This is a genomic window from Streptomyces sp. LX-29, from assembly GCF_029541745.1.
In the GTDB taxonomy this organism is placed as follows: domain Bacteria; phylum Actinomycetota; class Actinomycetes; order Streptomycetales; family Streptomycetaceae; genus Streptomyces.
Genome location: NZ_CP089746.1, coordinates 6448509 through 6467500 on the forward strand (window position 1 = coordinate 6448509; position 18992 = coordinate 6467500).

Consider the following 18992-nt stretch of genomic DNA (forward strand, 5'->3'; position numbering starts at 1 on the left):
TATCGGCACCGCGGCTGTGATCACGCCGCGCCTCCGTCGCCGCCGCGTCGCCACTCCGGCCGATCCGTGGGAGTCGGCCGTGGGCCCTGCCGTGGCGCCCCCTCCGGGCCGTCCGGTGGCCGCGGACGGCCGCGCGGGTGCCGGACGCGCGCCTCGGCCCCCCGCGGCCCGGCGTACCGCCGGCCACCGCTCACCAGCGTGAGCCCGGCCCGGCCCCCGCTTGGTCTGGTTTCGCTCGTGTGCGCGTGCGCAGGTCTCATGCCGCCCCCTCACGCGCCGCCGTGCCGGCCGGCGGCCCGGTCGTGATCCCGGCCGGGGCGCCGCCCGGGACGGCGGCGATGGTGAAACGGGCTCCGCCTCCCCTGCGGGCCCGTACGCTGCCGACCACATACCCGCCCGTGGCGGCCGCGATTCCTGTCACGATCGCCCCGGCGCGGCCCGCCCCGCCGGGTCGGCCCAGCAGCGCGTCGCGCAGCCCGCGCACCACCCCGGCGGGCAGCACCCGGGTGGTGTAGCGGCGTTCGCTGGCCAGCCCCTGCCGAGCTCCGACGCTGTGCGCCACCAGGGCCTTGGACAGCCCCTCGGCGTAGGAGCGGCTGCGGAGGTAGCCGAATCGCTCCCGCGCGGAGGGCACCTTGTGGTGGATGACCGCGCGGTCGTCGATCAGCAGGACGGCCTCCGGTCGGGCGCGGGAGAGTCGGATGCACAGCTCCGTCTCCTCGCAGCCCAGCGGGCGTTTGTCGCCGTCGCGTCCGATGCCGGTCGCGAAGCCGCCGGCCGCCTCGAACGCCTCGCGGCGGAACGAGGCGTTGCCGCCGAAGACGTTGCGCACCCGCACCCGGCCCGGGGGCAGCCCGCGGTAGGTGCAGCCCACCACCCAGTCGAACTCCTCGGGGAACCAGGCAGGCCGGCGGCCGGACGCCCACACCGGGAGCGTCCTGCCGCCGACCGCCATCACCCGTGGGTCGGCGTACGCCTCGGCGAAGTGTCGCAGCCAGTCCCGCTCGGCGACCGCGTCGTCGTCGAGGAACGCGATCACCTCGCCGGTGGCCGCCGCGATGCCGGTGTTCCGGCCCGCGGACAGCCCGCGCGGGCCGGCGTTCTCCAGCACCCGCACCCCGGCCGCACCGGACCCGCCCTCGGGGGCGAACCGCGTGGCGAGGCGGCGCAGCAGCGCGGGGTTGTGGTCGACGACCAGGAGCGTCTCGTGGGCGGTCAGCGACTGGTCGCCCACCGAGGCCACCGCGGCGAGGATGTCCTCCCAGCGGTCCTCGGTATAGACGCAGATCACCACGGAGATCCGCGGCGTCCGCTCGGGGACGGTGCTCAAGACACCTCCCCGCGGCGAGGCGCGAGGGCCGCGACGGGCGGCCGGCGGCGCGGCCGGCGCACCCCGCGCTCGTTCAGGATCACCTTGAGCACCCGCAGCCCGTCGCGCACCGCGCGCAGATTGCTGACGCCGTGGATGCGCTCGTACTCGTGGCTGGGGATCTCCTGCACCCGCAGACCCGCCTTGACGACCCGGATGTTCATCAGGGTCTCCACCTCGAACCCGGCGCAGTCCAGGGCGATCTCGTCCAGGCAGCGGCGCCAGAAGGCGTTGTATCCGTAGCACAGGTCGGTGTAGCGGGCGCCGAACTTGCGGTTGACGAAGGCGGTCAGCGCCCGGTTGCCGAGCTTGCGGATCGCCGTCATGTCATCGGTGCCGCCGCCGTTGGCGAAGCGCGACCCCTTGGCGAAGTCGGCGCCGGAGACCAGCGCCGAGACATAGCTGACGATCTCGCCACCGTCTGCCGAGCCGTCCGCGTCGATCATCACCACGATGTCCCCGGTGCAGGCCGCGAAGCCGGTGATGAGGGCGTCGCCCTTGCCCCTGCCGCGTTGCCGCACCACGGTGATGTCCGGCCACAGCTCCCGGGCCACCTTGACCGTGTCGTCGGTGGAATTCCCGTCCACGAGCACGACCTCGTGAATCCAGTCGGGCAGGGTCTTGAACACATACGGAAGATTCTGCGCCTCGTTCATCGCCGGAATGACGATACTGACCGGCGGCGCGATGGCGAGATGAGAGGAGACCGGGCGATAGGCGGCGCTCTGCTGATCGTTTTCCGGTGTTTTCGGCGCCGAGTGCCTATTCGACTGGCGCGGCGGATGCACGAAGGAGCTCATGAGTCTGTTTCCCTCTCGTCCGGTGGAACCGCCCGCCTAGGCGGATCCGTTGGTGTGTCCGGTTCGAAAGGGGGGTTCTCACCCGCCCATGACGACATGGCGCGCCGTCGTCCGGAGTTGGGTGAGCTGGCTGGTGTAACTGGCCTCGCGGCACGCGACCCGGCGCGCGTGAGCGACCGGGCACGGCACCCCCCTACCGCGCCCGCGGCCGGCACCATCGCGGCGCTTGAGCCCTCCCCTAGAGCCGCAATTGCTGACGGTGAACCGACGCGGGTGGTTGAATTACCGAATTGACGGTATTGATGGTGGAGACTCTACGGCAAGAACTTCAGGAATCTTCCTCCTTTTAAGTGTTATTGCTCGTCGCTGTTCGAGAATCGATGGGGGGCGATCTTGATTTGCCTGACCTTGCCCATGTGCTTGAGGAATCGATCGGCCGGGTCGAACAGCTCCGGCCGGGAGAGCACGGTGTTGCGCAGCGCCCGCACCGGGGCGCGCCGGGCGCGATGGCCGAGCGCCACCGGGTGACGCCGGGTCACCCATCCCTCCGATACGGAGAGGTCCCGGGTCTTCAGCGAGTCCTTGTACTCCTTCTCCCCCCGCCCCAGGTCCAGATAGGCCAGGCCCTCCGCGGCGGCCCCCTCCGCCATCCGCAGATGCAGCGCCAGACCGGGCGAGAACTTCGCGTACGCCGTGTCGTACGCGGGGAACCAGCAGGCCAGTACATGCTCCGAACGGAGCCCGAAGTGCGCGGCGACCGGCCGCCCGCCCGCGTACAGCACCGACAGCAGCCCCGCGAACGACGGGGTGCGGGTGTGGAAGAGCTGGTGTACCAGCCGGGCGATCCACGGGTGGGCGAAGCGGTCGCTGCGCCCGGTTCTTCGGTACTGCGCGGACTTCCAGGCCATCAGCGTGCGCAGCGCCTCCGGGTTCCGCTCGTCGTGGACGTACCGCACCTCGCCGACGTCCCGCCCGAGCTTCCGTTCCTTGGCCAGGGTGGTGCGGGCGAACTTCGGCGAGCGGGACCGGAGCTGGCCCAGGTAGGCCGCGTACCCCTGGTCCACATCGATCACCGGCGAGGGGAAGGTGCGGACCGTGCCCATCTGGAACGGCTTCTGTCCCTCCACCAGGTGGTCGAACTCCCACACCGCCAGCCGACACGCCTGGAGCAGCTCCCGCGCGTCCCACTGGAAGCCGGGCCGGTGCACCAGGCCCTGGGAGTCGGAGACGCCCAGCCCGATCGCCCGGCCCACCCCGAACCGGGTCCGCTGGAAGGGGAAGAAGGCCACCGGTTCGCCCTCCTCGCGGACCACCGCGATCCGCACCTCGCGCCGACAGCGGCCCAGGGCCAGGGTGAACTCGGGGGAGAGGAAGGGGTTCGCCAGCTCCGGCGAGCCCAGCAGATGCGCCTGCGCCTGCATGGCGGTCCAGGCCGCGCGGTCCGCGGCGGTGAGCTCACCGGGGCGGTACACGCCGATGTCGCGGTTCCTCACGGCTCACACCTGGCTCTTCCGGGCCACTCGGCGGCGCCGCGCCCGGCCCAGCAGGAAGATCAGCAGGCTCAGCACCCCGACCGCGACCACGCCCCCGCGTGCGCTCCACAGGCGCAGCGACAACATGGCCTGGGCGATCAGCACGTCGATCGCGACCGCGCCGGCCACCGCGAGCACCGCGCGGCCGAGCGGGTCGATGCCGCGGAGCGCGGCCGCAACCGCGGACGCCGGCGCCACGACCAGGAACAAGAGAGTGAAGGGCGCGCGCAGCGGCGAGTCGAGGTCGACGATCGCCAGCACCGCGCCGATTCCCCCGACGCCGCACACCACGCCCGCGAACACGGGGAAGAGCTCCCCGAGCGATGCTCGCCTGCCTCTGTTGTCGGTGAACGTCTGCATTGGCGACTTTGCCCCCCGAAGCGCCGGATGCCGGGCTTCAATGTCGCGCAGCGGGCGGATGCCCGTCAAGACGCCGAAGCTGCCGATGAATGTGCGAACGAGCCACGATGGGGCGGGAGTTGCCCATGTGCCGTGGCTCGCCGCACTGTTTCGGGTAATGCGTCGGAGCGCTACGGAACGATCTTCAGCAGCCGGTTGGGCGAACCGGAGCCGGGGTTCGTGACCTTCCCCTGGGTCGCCCCGTTGGTCAGCGCGGTGGCGACCTGACCGGGGGTGTGCGAGGGATGGCCCGCGAGGTAGACGGCGGCCGCGCCGGCCACGTGCGGAGTGGCCATGGAGGTGCCGGAGATGGTGTTGGTGGCGCTGTCCGAGGTGTTCCAGCCCGCGGTGATGCCGGAGCCGGGCGCGAACAGGTCGAGCCGGGAGCCGTGGTTGGAGAAGCTGGAGCGCGCGTCGGTGTTGGTGGTGGAGCCCACGGTGATCGCCTCGGGCACCCGGGCCGGCGAGTAGTTGTTGGCGTTCGCGTTGGAGTTGCCGGCCGCCACCGCGAAGACCACGCCGCTGGCGATGGCGTTCTTGACGGCGTTGTCCAGCGCGGTGCTGGCGCCGCCGCCCAGCGACATGTTGGCGACCGCGGGACCGCTGCGGTTCCGGGCCACCCAGTCGATGCCCGCGACCACGCCCGCCGTGGTTCCGGAGCCGCTGTTGTTGAGCACCCGGACCGCCACCACCTTGGCCTTCTTGGCGACGCCGTAGTGGGTCCCGGCGGCCGTCGAGGCCACGTGCGTGCCGTGGCCGTTGCCGTCCTGGGCCACGTTGTCGTTGTCCACCGCGTCGTAGCCGTTGACGGCCCGTCCGCCGAAGTCGCCGTGGCTCACCCGGACGCCGGTGTCGATGACGAAGACCGTCGTCCCGGCGCCCGCGCTGTCCGGGTAGGTGTACTTGCTGTCCAGCGGCAGGCCGGCCTGGTCGATCCGGTCCAGGCCCCAGGACGGGGGGTTGGTCTGGGTCGCGTCCAGCGAGACCCGGACGTCCTGGACGACCTGGTCGACGGCCGGGTCGGCGGCCAACCTGCGGGCCTGGGACTCGGTGAGCCTGACCGCGTAGCCGTTGAGGACGGTCCGGTAGGTGTGCCGCACGGTGCCGCGGTGCTCCGCTATGAGCCGCTTGCCGGCGGCGGAGCCGGCCTTCAGGCCGGAGCCCTTGGTGAACGTGACGATGTAACTGCCCTTGACGGCGTCGGGGGAGTGGGCGCCGATGACCGTTCCCTCGGCCGGTGCCGCGTCCGCGGGGAGCGCGGTGACGCAGAGCACGGTGGCGGCCGCGGTGGCGACGGCCGCCGCGGTCAGCCTCGTACGAGGGTGTCGAGTGGGCTGGTGGTTCTCGGACTTACGCATCACTGCCATCGCGAGGGGCCTCCTCGGTCGGTGGCGCGTCGTGGTGCACGCGCGAGTGGGGGGCCGCGCACGGAATCCGTGCGCGCCACCGGGGGCGTGCGCTCCGCGTTGCCGGACGCTTCGCGCGCACCGCCCGGTGTGAAAAAGATTTCGCATCATCGCGCATAGAGCAATGGGTTGAGCGGCATGACATAGACATGTCATCCATCCGCAATGATCGCGGCGGCGTGGCCGACAGCCCATGGCGGGGCGCCCCTCACCCGGGGGTGGCCTCCCAGTAGCGCATCCGGCAGAGACCCTGCCCGGGGAGGTTCGATGAGACTGTTCCGCTCCTTGACCGGCATCCGTTCCCTCGCCTTCGCCGCCGTCCTCGCCCTCGTCGGGGCGTCGGCGGCGCACGCCGCTGACGGCGCGACACCGTCCGCGCCCGGCGGCGGTGTCGCGCATACCGGCGCCGCCGGGACCGCCTACGTGGCGCTCGGCGACTCCTACTCGTCCGGCGTCGGCGCCGGCGGCTACGAGAGCTCCAGCGGCGACTGCAAGCGCAGCACCAAGGCGTATCCGCGGCTGTGGGCCAACGCCAACGCCCCCAGCAGCTTCTCCTTCACCGCCTGCTCCGGCGCCCGCACCGACGATGTGCTGGCCAAGCAGCTCGGGCCGCTCAACTCCGGCACCGGCCTGGTCAGCGTCACCATCGGCGGCAACGACGCCGGCTTCGCCGACACCATGACCACCTGCGTCCTCAACTCCGAGAGCACCTGCCTCAACCGGATCGCCGAGGCGCGCACCTATGTCACCAACACCCTGCCCGGCAAGCTGGACAAGGTGTACTCCGCCATCACGGCCAGGTCGCCGGCCGCCCGGGTCGTCGTCCTCGGCTACCCCCGCTTCTACAAGCTCAACGGGTCCTGCACCAGCGGCCTCAGCGAGCGGGTGCGGACGGCGATCAACGACGCCGCGGACCTGCTCAACTCCGTCACGGCCAAGCGCGCCGCCGACCACGGCTTCACCTTCGGCGACGTCACCCCGGCCTTCACCGGCCATGAGATCTGCTCCGGCGACTCCTGGCTGCACAGCGTGAACTGGCTCAACATCGGCGAGTCCTACCACCCCACAGCCGCCGGCCAGTCCGGCGGTTACCACTCCGTCTTCCGCTCAGCCGCCTGAGCCCTCCACCCCACACGAGGAGCCCGATCTGACGAGGCCCCGCCCGACGGCGGGGCCTCCGTGCGTCCGTCAGGGCAGGGAGCGGGCCGCGACCGCGCCGCCGGCGACCCAGCGGTGGATCCCCGCGGCCGGGGCCGGGCCGACCGCGAACCTCACCGTGACGTACGGCGCCCCCGTGGTGGCGGAGGCGGAGGCGGTGGCGGAGTAGGTGGACGGCGAGGGGGTGCGCGAAGGCGTGGCGGACGTCGACGCGGAAGGAGAGGGAGAGGAACTCCAGGAGGCCGAGGACGTCGCGGAGGACGAGGAGGTCGAGGGGGAGGGGGCGGGCGTCGCGGAGGTCGTGCTGGGAGCGGGGCTGGGAGCGGGGCTGGGAGAGGCGGTGGTCGGGGTCGGCGAGTTGGAGCCGCCGCCGGTGCCGCCGTTCTCACCGCCCGTCTCGTCGGGGCTCTGGCCGCCGCCCGGCGAGCCGTCGCTCCGGGTGGCGCCGCCTGGACCGCCCCCGGTGTCGGTGCGTCCGCCGATGTCGGAGCCCTGGCCGTCGTCCGAGGTGGCGGCCCCACCGTTCACCGCGGGGCTGGTGACCCCGGACCCTCCGCTGTTCCCGTTCCCCTCCGAGCCGCCGCCGTGCAGGGCGGCCCAGGCGAGCCCGCCCACCGCGAGCGCGGCCAGCAGCGCCCCCACCGTCAGGACGACGGCGGCCCGCCGCCTCCGCCCGGCGTCCGGATCACCCACCGTGGCGGGCCCGGGCCCGGGGTACGGCACGGGGGTCGGCGGCGGTGTCGCGTACGCGGGCCGGCCGTGCGGCCCCTCGGACGGCCGGGGTTCGGGCGGCGGGACGACGACCGTGGGGGCGGTGTGCCCGGCGGCGTCCGTCGCGGCCCCGCGCGGGGCGCCCCCGGCGGCCACCAGCCGCAGCATCCGTTCCGTCTCCGCCGCGTCCGTCCGCCGCTCCGGGTCCTTGCGCAACAGCCCGTCCAGCACCGGCCCGAGCGGCCCCGCGCGGCGCGGTGGCGGTAACTCCTCGTCGACCACGGCGCGCAGCGTGCTCAGCGGGGTGTCCTGACGGAACGGGGAGTGGCCCTCGACCGCCGCGTACAGCAGCACGCCCAGCGACCACAGGTCCGAGGCCGGGCCCGGCGGCCGGCCCAGGGCGCGCTCCGGCGCGAGGAACTCCGGGGAGCCGACCAGCTCGCCGGGGAGCGTCAGCGTCGAGGCGCCCGTGACCAGCGCGATCCCGAAGTCGGTCAGGACCACCCGACCGTCGTTGCCCACCAGGACGTTGCCGGGCTTCACATCGCGGTGCAGCACCCCCGACTCGTGCGCGGCGCGCAGCGCGGCCAGCACCTCGGCCCCGATGTGCGCGGCCCGCGCGGGCGGCAGCGGGCCCTCCGCGTCCAGCAGGTCCGCCAGCGACAGCCCGCGCACCAGTTCCATGACGATCCACGGGCACCCGGCCTCGACCACGACGTCGTACACCGTCACGACATTGCGGTGGGAGATCCGGGCCGCCGCCCGCCCCTCGCGCTCCAGCCGGGCGTAGAGCAGCCGCACCTCGGAGTCGTTGAGCCCGACCGGGGCGCGCACCTCTTTGATCGCGACCTCACGGCCGAGCGCCTCGTCGCGCGCCTGCCAGACCACTCCCATGCCGCCGTGGCCCAGTTCGCGGATGAGCCGGTAGCGGTGGGCCACCAGCCGGCCGTCGCCGGGACCGGTGTTCCTGGCGGGACCTTCACTCATGGCCGAGCCCCCTCCCGCGACGACCCGATTCGGGGTGAATGTACCTCAACCCAGCGTTCTTGCCGCCCCCTTGAACGCCAATCCACCAGCCGGTACCGGCGCCGGGGTCGCGCCGGTGACGGGGGAGGCCCGGTGTGTCGTACGGAGCGGTCGACGGCGGCGCGCGCGGTCGGTCCGCGCGCCCGGCGCGACGCTCGCGCGCGGACCGAGGGAGAGGCCGGGCCGCCCCCGGCGAAGCCGCGCGGGAGCGACCGCCGTGCTGGGGTCCCTGGACGCCCCTGGTGCCCCCTGCGAGCTGCCGCCCCGATGGTAAATACGTCCCCCTGTCGACCCTTTGCCCGAATGTCGGGGAGTCCGGCGCGGGCCGTTCGGGCCAGGTCGGTGAGCCGATCGCGCGAAGTGTTCGGTGGCGGTCTGTCAACGCCCTTGACGGATAGGTGAATCCACGGTGGGGGATGCGCGGGTGACGTTCGGGGGAGGTAGGGTTACTCTGCCCGGGGCGGGTGCCCTCGTACGGGTGGGGAGTGTCATGGAGCAGATAACGGTTCGGAGCAGGCCACGGGTGCCTGCCATCAACTGCGGGAGCAGCGCGACCAGCGCGCGGCTCGACCGCCATCTCGCGGTGCTGGGCGGCCCTGCCGTCTCCCAGCGGGACGCCGAGGGCGCGACGGTGCTCATGCGAGAGCTGACCGCTCGCGACCACGCACGCATCGGTGAGAGCCGGGGGGCCAGGGTGTCGCTGTTCGCACCGCTGCGCCGGCTGCGCCGCTCGCTGTTCGGTAATCGGGGCTGATTTCCGCCCGACGCCCGTCGCTCCGCTGATCCCGCCCTTCGCGTCGATCCGCTGAGCGTGGTGGAGCCGGTCCCGCTCCCACCGGTCATCCGCGCTCGCCGCGTATCACGTGATCATCATCACGTTTCAATCTTCGAACGCGGCCGTGGCAACGCGCGAACCGTCCGTCCGGACCGGCCACCTGATGGCCCAGCACGGAGGTCGGCCACCCGGCCGGCCCCGGGGCCGGCTTTCTTCGTATCAGCCGTCGTCGGTGGGCCACCGGGCCGGCGGCCCTCCTGCCGGCCGCCTCGGCCGGCGTCCGGCGTCCGTCGTCCGTTGTCAGTTGTGGGCGTCCACCGTCACCGTGAACGAGAACCGGTCCCCCCGGTAGCGGATCCGCGCCACGTCCACCACCCGGCCACTCTCGTCGTAGGTCACGCCGGTGTAGTGGAGGATCGGGCTGAGGAGCGGGACGTCGAGGAGGCGGGCGGTCTCGGGATCCGCGAGACGCGCCTCGACGGTGTCGGTGATGCGGCTGATCCGCACCCCGACCGCGTCGCGCAGCACCTTGGTCATGGGCCAGCGGGCCAGGTCCGCGAGGTCGATGCGCTCGGCGAGTTCCGGGCGCACCAGGTTCTCCGCCCAGTTGGTGGGCTCGCCGCCGCGCTCGTCGGAGCGCAGCCGCCGATAGGCGACGGCCTCCTCCAGGTCCGGGAAGTACTCGGCGAGCTCGCCGGGGACCGGCTCCGGGCCGTGGCCCAGGATCTCGGTGCGCTCGCCCGACTGCTGGGCCACGATCGCGTCCACCGAGCCGAGCAGCCGCACGGGCGCGCCGCGCTGGGCGCTCGGCTCGATGAACGTTCCGCGCCGTCGGTGCCGGCTGATGAGCCCCTCGGCCTCCAGCTCCTTCAACGCCTGCCGCATGGTGAGCACGCTCACGCCGTAGTGCTCGGCCAGCCGGTCCTCGGTGGGCAGTCGCAACGGCTCGTGCGGCCGGCGGCCGAGTATCGAGGCGCGCAGCGACTGCGAGACCTGGTACCACAGCGGGAGCTTGCGGTTGAGGGCGAGTGAGTCGGGGGCGAAGGTGGTCATCGAACGGCCTCCGGTCACGGACGGGTTCGGTCACGCGCGTCCGCGCGGACCTCAGGGACGGAAGTGGCGCTCCAGACCCTGCCATACGTCGTCGTAACCCGTCTGGAGGTGGGGTGCCTCCGCCGCCTGTCGGGTGAGCGTCACCGGCCAGCGGGTCTCGAACATGAACGCCAGCCCGTCGTCGATCTTCTGCGGCGCGAGCTCGGCCGCGCTCGCCTTGTCGAAGGTGTCCCGGTCCGGTCCGTGCGCCGACATCATGTTGTGCAGCGAGCCGCCGCCGGGGACGAAGCCCCCCTCGCCGGCGGTCTTCGCGTCGTAGGCGCCCTCGATCAGGCCCATGTACTCGCTCATCACGTTCCGGTGGAAGTAGGGCGGCCGGAAGGTGTCCTCGCCGACCAGCCAGCGCGGTGCGAAGACCACGAAGTCGACGCCGGCGAGGCCGGGGGTGTCGGACGGCGAGGTGAGGACCGTGAAGATCGACGGGTCCGGGTGGTCGTAGCTGATGCTGCCGATGACGTTGAAGCGGCGCAGGTCGTAGACGTACGGGAGGTAGTTGCCGTGCCAGGCGACGACGTCCAGCGGGGAGTGGTCGTAGGTCGCGGACCACAGGTTGCCGCAGAACTTGTTGACGACCTCGAACGGGCCCTCCACGTCCTCGTACGCGGCGACCGGCGCGAGGAAGTCCCGCGCGTTGGCCAGGCCGTTGGCGCCGATCGGGCCGAGGTCGGGGAGGACGAAGGGCCGGCCGTAGTTCTCGCAGACGTAGCCGCGGGCGGAGGCGTCCAGCAGCTCCACCCGGAACCGCACCCCGCGCGGAATCAGGGCGATCTGCCCCGGCTCGACGCTCAGCAGCCCGAACTCGGTGCGCAGCAGCAGCCCGCCCCGCTCGGGGACGATCAGCAGCTCGCCGTCGGCGTCGCTGAAGACCCGGTCGGTCATGGAGGCGTTGGCGGAGTAGAGGTGGATGGCCATGCCGGCGCGCTGGGTGGCGTCGCCGTTGCCGCCGAGGGTCCACAGTCCGGCCAGGAAGTCGGTGCCCGGCGCGGGGTCGGGCAGCGGGTTCCAGCGCAGCCGGTTGGGGTCGGGGGCGTGCTCGGCGAAGGGCGCGCCCCCGAGGGCGCCGTTGTCGACGCGGGTGAAGGGCGGGTGCGCGGCGGAGGGGCGGATGCGGTAGAGCCAGGAGCGGCGGTTGTGGTGGCGCGGCTCGGTGAACGCGCTGCCGCTGAGCTGCTCCGCGTAGAGCCCCAGGGGGGCCCGCTGGGGTGAGTTCCGGCCGATGGGGAGCGCGCCGGGAACGGCCTCGCTGCTGTGCTCGTTGCCGAATCCGGAAAGGTGGGTCAGCCCCTCGGCCACCTTCCGCGCCTGCTCGTTCTCCGTGCCCGTACCGCTCATCGCGTACTCCCGCCGTCGTCCAGCGTTGCCTGTCGGACCATTCCTATGTCAGACCATAGGAATCGAAACGGTGCCCGTCAACGAGTACCTCTGCGACCAGGCAGGATGGGGGGATGTCAACACCGCAGCCCCAGCCGCCCCTGCGTCACGCGCCGATACAGCGACGCAGCGCCGAACGCCTCGGTCGGATCCTCGACGCCTGCGCCGAGCTCCTGGACGAGACCGGTTACGACGACCTGAGCACCCGCGCGGTCGCCGAGCGGGCCGGCGTGCCGATCGGCTCGGTCTATCGCTTCTTCGACAACAAGCGAGCCATGGCCGAGGCGCTGGCGCACCGCAACCTGGACGAGTACGCCGCTCGCATCACCGAGCGGCTGACCCAACCCGGGGCGCCGGGGGCCGACGGCGACTGGCGTCCGATGATGGACGTGGTGGTCGACGAGTACCTGGCGATGAAGCGGTGCGCACCCGGCTTCGGCTTCGTGGAGTTCGGCAGCCCGGTGCCGGTGGGCGGCGTGCCCGAGGGGCCCAACCACCTGGTCGCCGATCGGCTGCGCACGCTGCTGGCGGAACGGCTCGATCTCGACGACAGCGGCGAGCGGGGCGAGCGGCTGCGGGTCGCCGCGCTGCTGGCGGTCGAGGCCGCGGACGCGCTGCTGCGGCTGGCGTTCCGGTCCTGCCCGGACGGGGACCCGGTGATCATCGCGGAGACCAAGGAGCTGCTGCGCGCGTACCTCGCGCGGGTGCTGGAGTAGCGCGGGCGGCGCCGCGCGCGCCCGTGGCCGGAGCCGGAGCCGCCGCGCGCGGAGGGGGTCGTTCACCGAGGCGGCGGCGCCGGCGGCCGGGGCCGCGGCGGCGCGCCGGCCCCCACCCGATGACCTGCACTTTTGCGCTTATTGCTCACGCGTCAAGACCTTGTTGGCCCCGATGCGCCGCACCTAACGTCACCTCGACCGCCAAGCCCCGGTGGAGTTCACAGGTGAACGTGAGGTAACCCCATGCTGACTACGCTCGGCTTCGTCATGATCGGCACCTTCCTGGTGCTGATCATGATGAAGAAGATGTCGCCGATGGCGGCGCTGGTGCTGATACCGGCGCTGTTCTGCGTCCTGGTGGGGAAGGGGGCGCACCTCGGCGACTACGTCATCGAGGGCATCGGCGGCCTCGCGCCCACCGCCGCGATGCTGATGTTCGCCATCATCTACTTCGGGGTGATGATCGACGTCGGCCTCTTCGATCCGATCGTCCGCGCCATCCTGCGGTTCTGCAAGGCCGACCCCATGCGGATCGTGGTGGGCACCGCGGTGCTCGCCGCCGTGGTCTCGCTGGACGGCGACGGCTCCACCACGTTCATGATCACGGTCTCCGCGATGTACCCGCTCTACCGGCGGCTGAAGATGAGCCTCGTGGTCATGACCGGCGTGGCCGCGATGGCCAACGGCGTGATGAACACCCTGCCGTGGGGCGGCCCCACCGCGCGTGCCGCCACCGCCCTCAAGCTCGACGCCAGCGACATCTTCGTCCCGATGATCCCCGCGCTCGCCGTGGGCCTGCTCTTCGTCTTCGTCCTCTCGTACGTCCTCGGCCTGCGCGAGCGCAGGCGGCTCGGCCTGCTCACCCTCGACGGCGCGCCGAAGGCCGCGGAGGTCGACGAGGTCGACGAGGCCGAGGAGGCAGCGACGGTCGGCGCCGGGAACGTCACCGCGGCGACCGGGGCGGCCGACTCCGGGAAGGTGCTGGTGCGGGCCGGATCCGGCGGCTACGGCGCCCGGGCCCGGACGACCGGGCCGACCGGCGGCGCGGGCGACGGCGTCGACGCCGCGCCGCACGAGGCGAGCGAGTGGGACGGCGAGGGCGACGGTCCGTGTGGAGCGGGCGGCGACACCTCCGACGGCGACGCCTCCGACGGCGACGCCTCCGACGGCGACGCCTCCGACGGCGACACCTCCGACGGCGACACCTCCGACGGCGACGGCTTCCAGGGCCTCGACCCCCGCCGGCCGACCCTGCGCCCCAAGCTGTACTGGTTCAACGCCGGGCTGACCGTCACGCTGCTGACCCTGATGATCATGGAGACGCTGCCGATCCCGGTGCTCTTCCTGCTCGGCGCCGCCGTCGCGCTCACCGTGAACTTCCCGCACATGCCCGATCAGAAGGCCCGCATCGCCGCCCACGCCGAGAACGTCGTCAACGTCTCCGGCATGGTCTTCGCCGCCGCTGTCTTCACCGGCGTCCTCACCGGCACCGGCATGGTCGAGCACATGGCCCGCTGGCTCGTCGACGGCATCCCCGACGGCCTCGGCCCGCACATGGGCATCGTGACCGGCGTGCTGAGCATCCCGCTCACGTACTTCATGTCCAACGACGGCTTCTACTTCGGCATCGTGCCGATCCTCGCCGAGGCCGGCGCCGCGCACGGCGTCGACTCCATGGAGATCGCCCGCGCCTCGCTGGTCGGCCAGGCGCTCCACATGTCGAGCCCGCTGGTGCCCGCCGTCTATGTGCTGGTCGGCATGGCGAAGGTGGAGTTCGGCGACCACACCCGCTTCGTGGTGAAGTGGGCCGCCCTCACCTCGCTGGTCGTGCTCGCCGCGGGGGTGCTCTTCGGCATCATCTGACCGTGCCCGTCCCCGCACCCGACGACGACCCGGCCCCCGGCCCCCGCTCCGGCGGGGGCCGGGGCTGGCTGCTGCGGCTGGTCCTCGCCTTCACCTTCGCCCAGGGCGCGGTGAGCATGGCCCGGCCCGCGGTCTCCTACCGGGCGCTCGCGTTGGGCGCCGACGCCCGCGCGGTGGGGGTGATCGCCGGGGTCTACGCGCTGCTGCCGCTCTTCGCCGCGGTGCCGCTGGGGCGGCGTACGGACCACGGCCGGTGCGCCCCGCTGCTGCCGGCCGGCGTCGCGCTGATCGCGCTCGGCTGCGCGCTCAGCGGGGCGGCCCGCTCGCTGCCCGCCATGGCCGCCTGGAGCGGGGTGATGGGGCTGGGCCACCTCGCCTTCGTGATCGGGGCGCAGTCGATCGTGGCCCGGCAGAGCGCCCCGGCCGAACGGGACCGCGACTTCGGACACTTCACCATGGGCGCCGCGCTCGGCCAGCTCATCGGCCCCGTCGCCGCCGGGCTGCTGGTCTCCGAACACGACGGCGCCCTCGCCCGCACCAGCGCGACCGCCCTGTTCGCCGCCGCCGCGGTGGCCGCCTGCTCGGTCGTCTCGCTGCACCGCGTCGAGCACCGCCCGGCCGCGCCCGGCGCCCCCGGGCGGGCGGCGGCGGAGGCTCCCGTCGAGGGCGGAGCCGCGCGCGTGCCCGTCGCGCGCATCCTGCGCACACGTGGCGTGGGCTCGGGGATTCTCATCAGCCTCGCCGTGCTGTCCGCCACCGACGTCCTCACCGCGTATCTGCCGGTCGTGGGCGAGCAGCGGGCCATCTCGCCCACGGTCATCGGCGTGTTGCTCGGCCTGCGCGCGGCGGCCACGGTCGCCTGCCGGCTGGTGCTGGCCCCCATGGTCGCGCTGCTGGGGCGCCCCGGGCTGCTGATCGGGAGCTGTCTCGGGGCGGGGCTGCTGTGCGCGAGCGTGGCGCTCCCGCTGCCCGTGTGGGCGCTCGGCGTGGTGCTGGCGGCGCTGGGCTTCTGCCTGGGGGTGGGCCAGCCGCTGTCGATGAGCACGGTGGTGCGGGCCGCGCCCGGCGGTGCCCGGAGCACCGCGCTGGCGCTGCGCCTCACCGGCAACCGGCTGGGGCAGGTCGCCGCCCCCGCCGGGGCCGGGGCGCTGGCCGGAGTGGCGGGCACGGCCGCGCCGTTCGTCCTGCTGGGCGGGGTGCTCCTGGTCTCCTCGGCGGTCGCCGCCCGGCTGCCGGGGGAGGCCCGGCGCGGACCGGGCGGGGAGGGCGCGCGGGCCGCGACCGATGAGGGGCGCCCGGCGGAAGCGTCCCCGCGGGCGCGTCGCCGTCGCACCATGGGCTGATTGAGGGATTATCAGCCTACTCATGGCGTTTGGTCGCTTTTCGACGGCCGTGCCGTGCCAGGTTGTCGGATGACTGATCCATATGACAATCCTCACGGGCTGTTAAGGAGCATGCGTGTGACTACCTCACTACCCCTGCCCACCGTCGGTGCCCGTGGCGCGGCCGTGCTGGCCGCCCTGGCCTGCGGAGGCGGCGCCGCCGTCCTCGCCGCTCCGGTCGCCGTCGCCGCGCCGGGCGACAACGGCGTCATCGCGGTGCACAGCGCCAGCACGCCCATCGCCGAGCAGCGGAACGAATCCAAGGTCTGCGGCTTCTACCTGGCCGGATACGGATTCGAGAAGGTCCCCGAGGTCACCTGGGCGATCACCCCCATCGCCCGCAGCGCCGGCGCGCGCGGACTGTCCGGGCAGATCAGCCTGGCGGGCGGCACCGGCCGCACCACCAACCTCACGCTGCCGGACGGGCAGTACCGGCTCAACTGGAACTTCGAAGGCCAGACCGCGCCGTCCAAGCGCCAGTCGTTCGCCGTCGAATGCTCCCAACAGCGCGAGCAGCAGGAGCTGCCGCAGACCGGCCAGCAGGGCGCGGGGCAGAGCGGCAGCCAGAACGCCGCGCCGGACCGTCCGCAGAACGCCCCGACCACCACCTCCGACGCCGCGACCGGCACCACCCCGCGCACCGCCCCCGGCTCCGTCGCCCAGCGGGACGCCTCCGCGGCACCGCGGGACGCCCGGCGCGACGACCCGGACGAGAGCTCCCGCGAGGAGGAGCGGGACGAGGAGCGGGACGAGGACCGCGACTACCCGCGTGACGACTTCTACGACGACACGGACGGCGGTGCGTACGACGACCGGGACACCACGGACGACGAGGGCGGCTACGACTCGCTGGAGGGCGAGTACGACGAGAGCGGCGACGCCCTCCCGCCGCACGGCCCCGTCGGCGCCGGCGGTGGCGGCGCGGCGGAGTCCGAGGGGAGCACCGCTCCCTCGGCGACCCTCGTCGGCGGGACGCTGGCGGTCGGGGCGCTGGGCACCGTCGGGCTGATCCTGGCCCGCCGCTCCCGCCGCCGCTCGCATGGCGCGGCCTGACGCCCGGCCGACGCCGCTCGGCCAGGGTCGCGTCAGCCGGGTACTGCTGACGGTCGGCGCGATCCTGGCCCTGGTGGCGGGCGGTTGGACGCTGTACCACTCGTCGGCGCCGGTGGTGGCCGTCGACGCCGCGCCGGTCAGGCCGGCGCATCCGCCCCTGCCGCGCTCGCCCGCCACCACGATCTCCATCCCCGCCATCTCCCTGGAAGCACCGGTGGTCCGGCTCGGCCTCGACCGGCAGGGCCGGCTGGCCACCCCGCCGATGAACGCCCCGCGCCAGGCGGGGTGGTACGAGCGCGGCGCGTCCCCCGGCGAGCCGGGCACCGCGCTGATGGTGGGGCACCGCGACACCCGTACCGGCCCCGCGGTCTTCCTCAACCTGGCCCAACTGCGCCCTGGCGACGAGATCGACGTCGACCGCGCGGACCGCAGGACCGCCGTGTTCACCGTCGACGCCGTGCGGACCTACCGCAAGGCGGAGTTCCCGGACGCGCAGGTCTACGGCCACACCGACCGCCCCGAACTGCGGCTCCTCACCTGCGGCGGCCGCTTCGACCCGAAGACCGGCTACGCCGCAAACATCGTCGTCTTCTCCCACCTCACGGGGGTGCGGCCCACGGCGGACCGCACCTGAGCCCCGCCCCCCTCGGGGCCGCTCCGGCCGCAACGTGACCGAGGGCACGTCACGTTGTGCCGTGGCCCGCTGGCACCCGAAAACTACCGGCGTTAGTTTGGCTGAGACAGCGGCTCGCTGACGAACCCACAGCGCCGAAGGGTGACGAGGTGACGATGAAGGCCCACGACGGGATGTACATCGACGGTCGGTGGCGGCCGTCCGCCGGCCGCGATGTGATCGAGGTGGTCAACCCGGCCGACGAGCAGATCATCGGGGTCGTGCCGGCCGGCACGGCGGAGGACGTCGACGCCGCCGTGCGGGCGGCCCGCGCCGCCCTCCCCGGCTGGGCCGCCACCCCGCCGGCCGAGCGCGCCGCCCGGCTCGCGGCCCTGCGGGACCAGCTGGCCGGCCGTGCCGACGAGATCACCGACACCATCACCGCCGAGCTCGGCGCACCGCTGGCGTTCAGCCGGCGGGTCCAGGCCGGGGTGCCGGCCGCGGTCTGCGGCTCGTACGCCGAACTGGCGGCCACCTTCTCGTTCGAGGAGAAGGTCGGCAACTCCACCGTCTACCTCGAACCGGTCGGCGTGGTGGGCGCCATCACGCCCTGGAACTACCCGCTGCACCAGGTCGTCGCCAAGGTCGCCCCGGCGCTGGCGGCGGGCTGCACCGTGGTGCTGAAGCCCGCCGAGGACACCCCGCTGGTGGCCCAGCTGTTCGCCGAGTGCGTGGCGGCGGCCGAGCTGCCCGCCGGGGTGTTCAACCTCGTCACCGGCCTCGGCCCGGTGGCGGGCCGGGCGCTGGCCGAGCACGAGGGCGTCGACTTCGTCTCCTTCACCGGCTCCACCGCGGTCGGCCGGCAGGTCGGCGCCATCGCCGGCGGCGGCGTCAAGCGGGTGGCGCTGGAACTGGGCGGCAAGTCCGCCTGCGTGGTACTGCCCGGCGGCGACCTGCGCAAGGCGGTCGAGCGCGTCCTCGCCGACGTCTGCCGCAACTCCGGTCAGTCCTGCGACGCGCTGACCCGGTTGCTCGTCCACGCCGACCACTATGACGAGGCCGTCGCCCTGGCCGCCGAGGCCGTGGCGGGGTTCGTCGTCGGCGACCCCCGCGAGGAGTCCAGCCGGCTCGGCCCGGTCGTCAACGCCGCCCAGCGCGAGCGCGTCCGGGGCTTCATCCGCACCGGTGTCGAGGAGGGCGCGCGCCTGGTCGCCGGCGGCCCGGAGGCGCCCGAGGGCCTCGACCGGGGCTTCTACGTCCGGCCCACCGTCTTCGCCGAGGTGACGCCCGAGATGACGATCGCCCGCGAGGAGATCTTCGGCCCGGTGGTCTCGATCCTGCGGTACGCGGACGAGGACGAGGCGGCGCGCATCGCCAACGACACCGACTACGGCCTGTCGGGCGCCGTATGGGCCGCCGACGAGGCCACGGCCGCCGCCTTCGCCCGCCGGCTGGACACCGGCCGGGTCGACATCAACGGCGGGCGCTTCAACATCCTCGCGCCCTTCGGCGGATACAAGCAGTCGGGCGTGGGGCGGGAGCTGGGGGTGCACGGGCTCATGGAGTACCTGCACACCAAGTCGTTGCAGTTCTGAGCCGGCCGCGGCGCCCACCCGACCGGAGCCGGGCTCCCCGCCCCCGCCCGACCGGGGCCGGGCTCCCCGCCCCACCTGACCGGAGCCGGGCTCCCCGCCCCACCCGACCG

16 protein-coding genes are annotated in these 18992 nt (G+C 73.4%); 8 read left to right on the forward strand and 8 right to left on the reverse strand.

Translation table 11 applies throughout. The features are described from left to right. Positions 1 to 256: 256 nt before the first annotated feature. The 5 genes from LRS74_RS27160 to LRS74_RS27180 all read right to left on the reverse strand — a co-directional run bounded on the left by LRS74_RS27160 (position 257) and on the right by LRS74_RS27180 (position 5467). Entirely contained in the window at positions 257 to 1330 is a 1074-nt protein-coding gene (locus tag LRS74_RS27160) for a glycosyltransferase family 2 protein (protein ID WP_277743449.1), read from the reverse strand. Further along, positions 1327 to 2169 (reverse strand): glycosyltransferase family 2 protein, encoded by an 843-nt coding sequence (locus tag LRS74_RS27165; RefSeq protein ID WP_277743450.1) that lies wholly within the window; start codon positions 2167 to 2169, stop codon positions 1327 to 1329. The genes LRS74_RS27160 and LRS74_RS27165 overlap by 4 nt, the downstream gene beginning before the upstream one ends. Before the next feature lie 353 nt (positions 2170 to 2522). After that, entirely contained in the window at positions 2523 to 3590 is a 1068-nt protein-coding gene (locus tag LRS74_RS27170; RefSeq protein ID WP_277744967.1) for a GNAT family N-acetyltransferase, read from the reverse strand. Between the two features lie 75 nt (positions 3591 to 3665). Next, complete coding sequence (locus tag LRS74_RS27175) at positions 3666 to 4130, reverse strand: hypothetical protein (protein ID WP_277743451.1); 465 nt, start codon at positions 4128 to 4130, stop codon at positions 3666 to 3668. A gap of 101 nt (positions 4131 to 4231) precedes the next feature. Continuing rightward, positions 4232 to 5467, reverse strand: coding sequence for a S8 family peptidase (locus LRS74_RS27180; RefSeq protein WP_277743452.1), 1236 nt, complete (start codon positions 5465 to 5467; stop codon positions 4232 to 4234). Positions 5468 to 5773: 306 nt separating this feature from the next. On the opposite strand from LRS74_RS27180, the gene LRS74_RS27185 reads away from it, so the two are divergent. Beyond that, positions 5774 to 6625, forward strand: coding sequence for an SGNH/GDSL hydrolase family protein (locus tag LRS74_RS27185; protein WP_277743453.1), 852 nt, complete (start codon positions 5774 to 5776; stop codon positions 6623 to 6625). Between the two features lie 69 nt (positions 6626 to 6694). Here LRS74_RS27185 and LRS74_RS27190 read toward each other — a convergent pair whose 3' ends face one another. Then, entirely contained in the window at positions 6695 to 8362 is a 1668-nt protein-coding gene (locus LRS74_RS27190) for a serine/threonine-protein kinase (RefSeq protein ID WP_277743454.1), read from the reverse strand. Between the two features lie 529 nt (positions 8363 to 8891). On the opposite strand from LRS74_RS27190, the gene LRS74_RS27195 reads away from it, so the two are divergent. After that, positions 8892 to 9155 carry a hypothetical protein gene (locus LRS74_RS27195; RefSeq protein WP_144385000.1) on the forward strand — a complete coding sequence of 88 codons (264 nt, stop codon included), beginning with the start codon at positions 8892 to 8894 and terminating at the stop codon, positions 9153 to 9155. Positions 9156 to 9476: 321 nt separating this feature from the next. Here the strand turns inward: LRS74_RS27195 and LRS74_RS27200 are convergent, their stop codons facing one another. Both LRS74_RS27200 and hmgA read right to left on the reverse strand, forming a co-directional pair. Next, entirely contained in the window at positions 9477 to 10229 is a 753-nt protein-coding gene (locus LRS74_RS27200; protein ID WP_277743455.1) for a GntR family transcriptional regulator, read from the reverse strand. A 51-nt stretch (positions 10230 to 10280) separates the two neighbouring features. Further along, a complete protein-coding gene (gene hmgA, locus LRS74_RS27205) occupies positions 10281 to 11621 on the reverse strand; it encodes a homogentisate 1,2-dioxygenase (protein ID WP_277743456.1) in 1341 nt (446 codons plus the stop codon). 113 nt (positions 11622 to 11734) lie between these two features. On the opposite strand from hmgA, the gene LRS74_RS27210 reads away from it, so the two are divergent. From LRS74_RS27210 to LRS74_RS27235, 6 genes are all read left to right on the forward strand, one after another. Continuing rightward, on the forward strand, positions 11735 to 12376 hold the full coding sequence (locus LRS74_RS27210) for a TetR/AcrR family transcriptional regulator (protein ID WP_277743457.1): 642 nt from the start codon (positions 11735 to 11737) through the stop codon (positions 12374 to 12376). Between the two features lie 243 nt (positions 12377 to 12619). Next, positions 12620 to 14239 (forward strand): citrate:proton symporter, encoded by a 1620-nt coding sequence (locus LRS74_RS27215; protein ID WP_277743458.1) that lies wholly within the window; start codon positions 12620 to 12622, stop codon positions 14237 to 14239. A gap of 2 nt (positions 14240 to 14241) precedes the next feature. Further along, entirely contained in the window at positions 14242 to 15582 is a 1341-nt protein-coding gene (locus LRS74_RS27220; RefSeq protein ID WP_277743459.1) for an MFS transporter, read from the forward strand. A gap of 117 nt (positions 15583 to 15699) precedes the next feature. Further along, positions 15700 to 16674 (forward strand): hypothetical protein, encoded by a 975-nt coding sequence (locus tag LRS74_RS27225; RefSeq protein ID WP_277743460.1) that lies wholly within the window; start codon positions 15700 to 15702, stop codon positions 16672 to 16674. After that, positions 16661 to 17308, forward strand: coding sequence for a class F sortase (locus LRS74_RS27230; protein ID WP_277743461.1), 648 nt, complete (start codon positions 16661 to 16663; stop codon positions 17306 to 17308). The genes LRS74_RS27225 and LRS74_RS27230 overlap by 14 nt, the downstream gene beginning before the upstream one ends. A 155-nt stretch (positions 17309 to 17463) precedes the next feature. Further along, positions 17464 to 18882, forward strand: coding sequence for an aldehyde dehydrogenase family protein (locus LRS74_RS27235; protein ID WP_277744968.1), 1419 nt, complete (start codon positions 17464 to 17466; stop codon positions 18880 to 18882). Positions 18883 to 18992 lie beyond the last annotated feature (110 nt).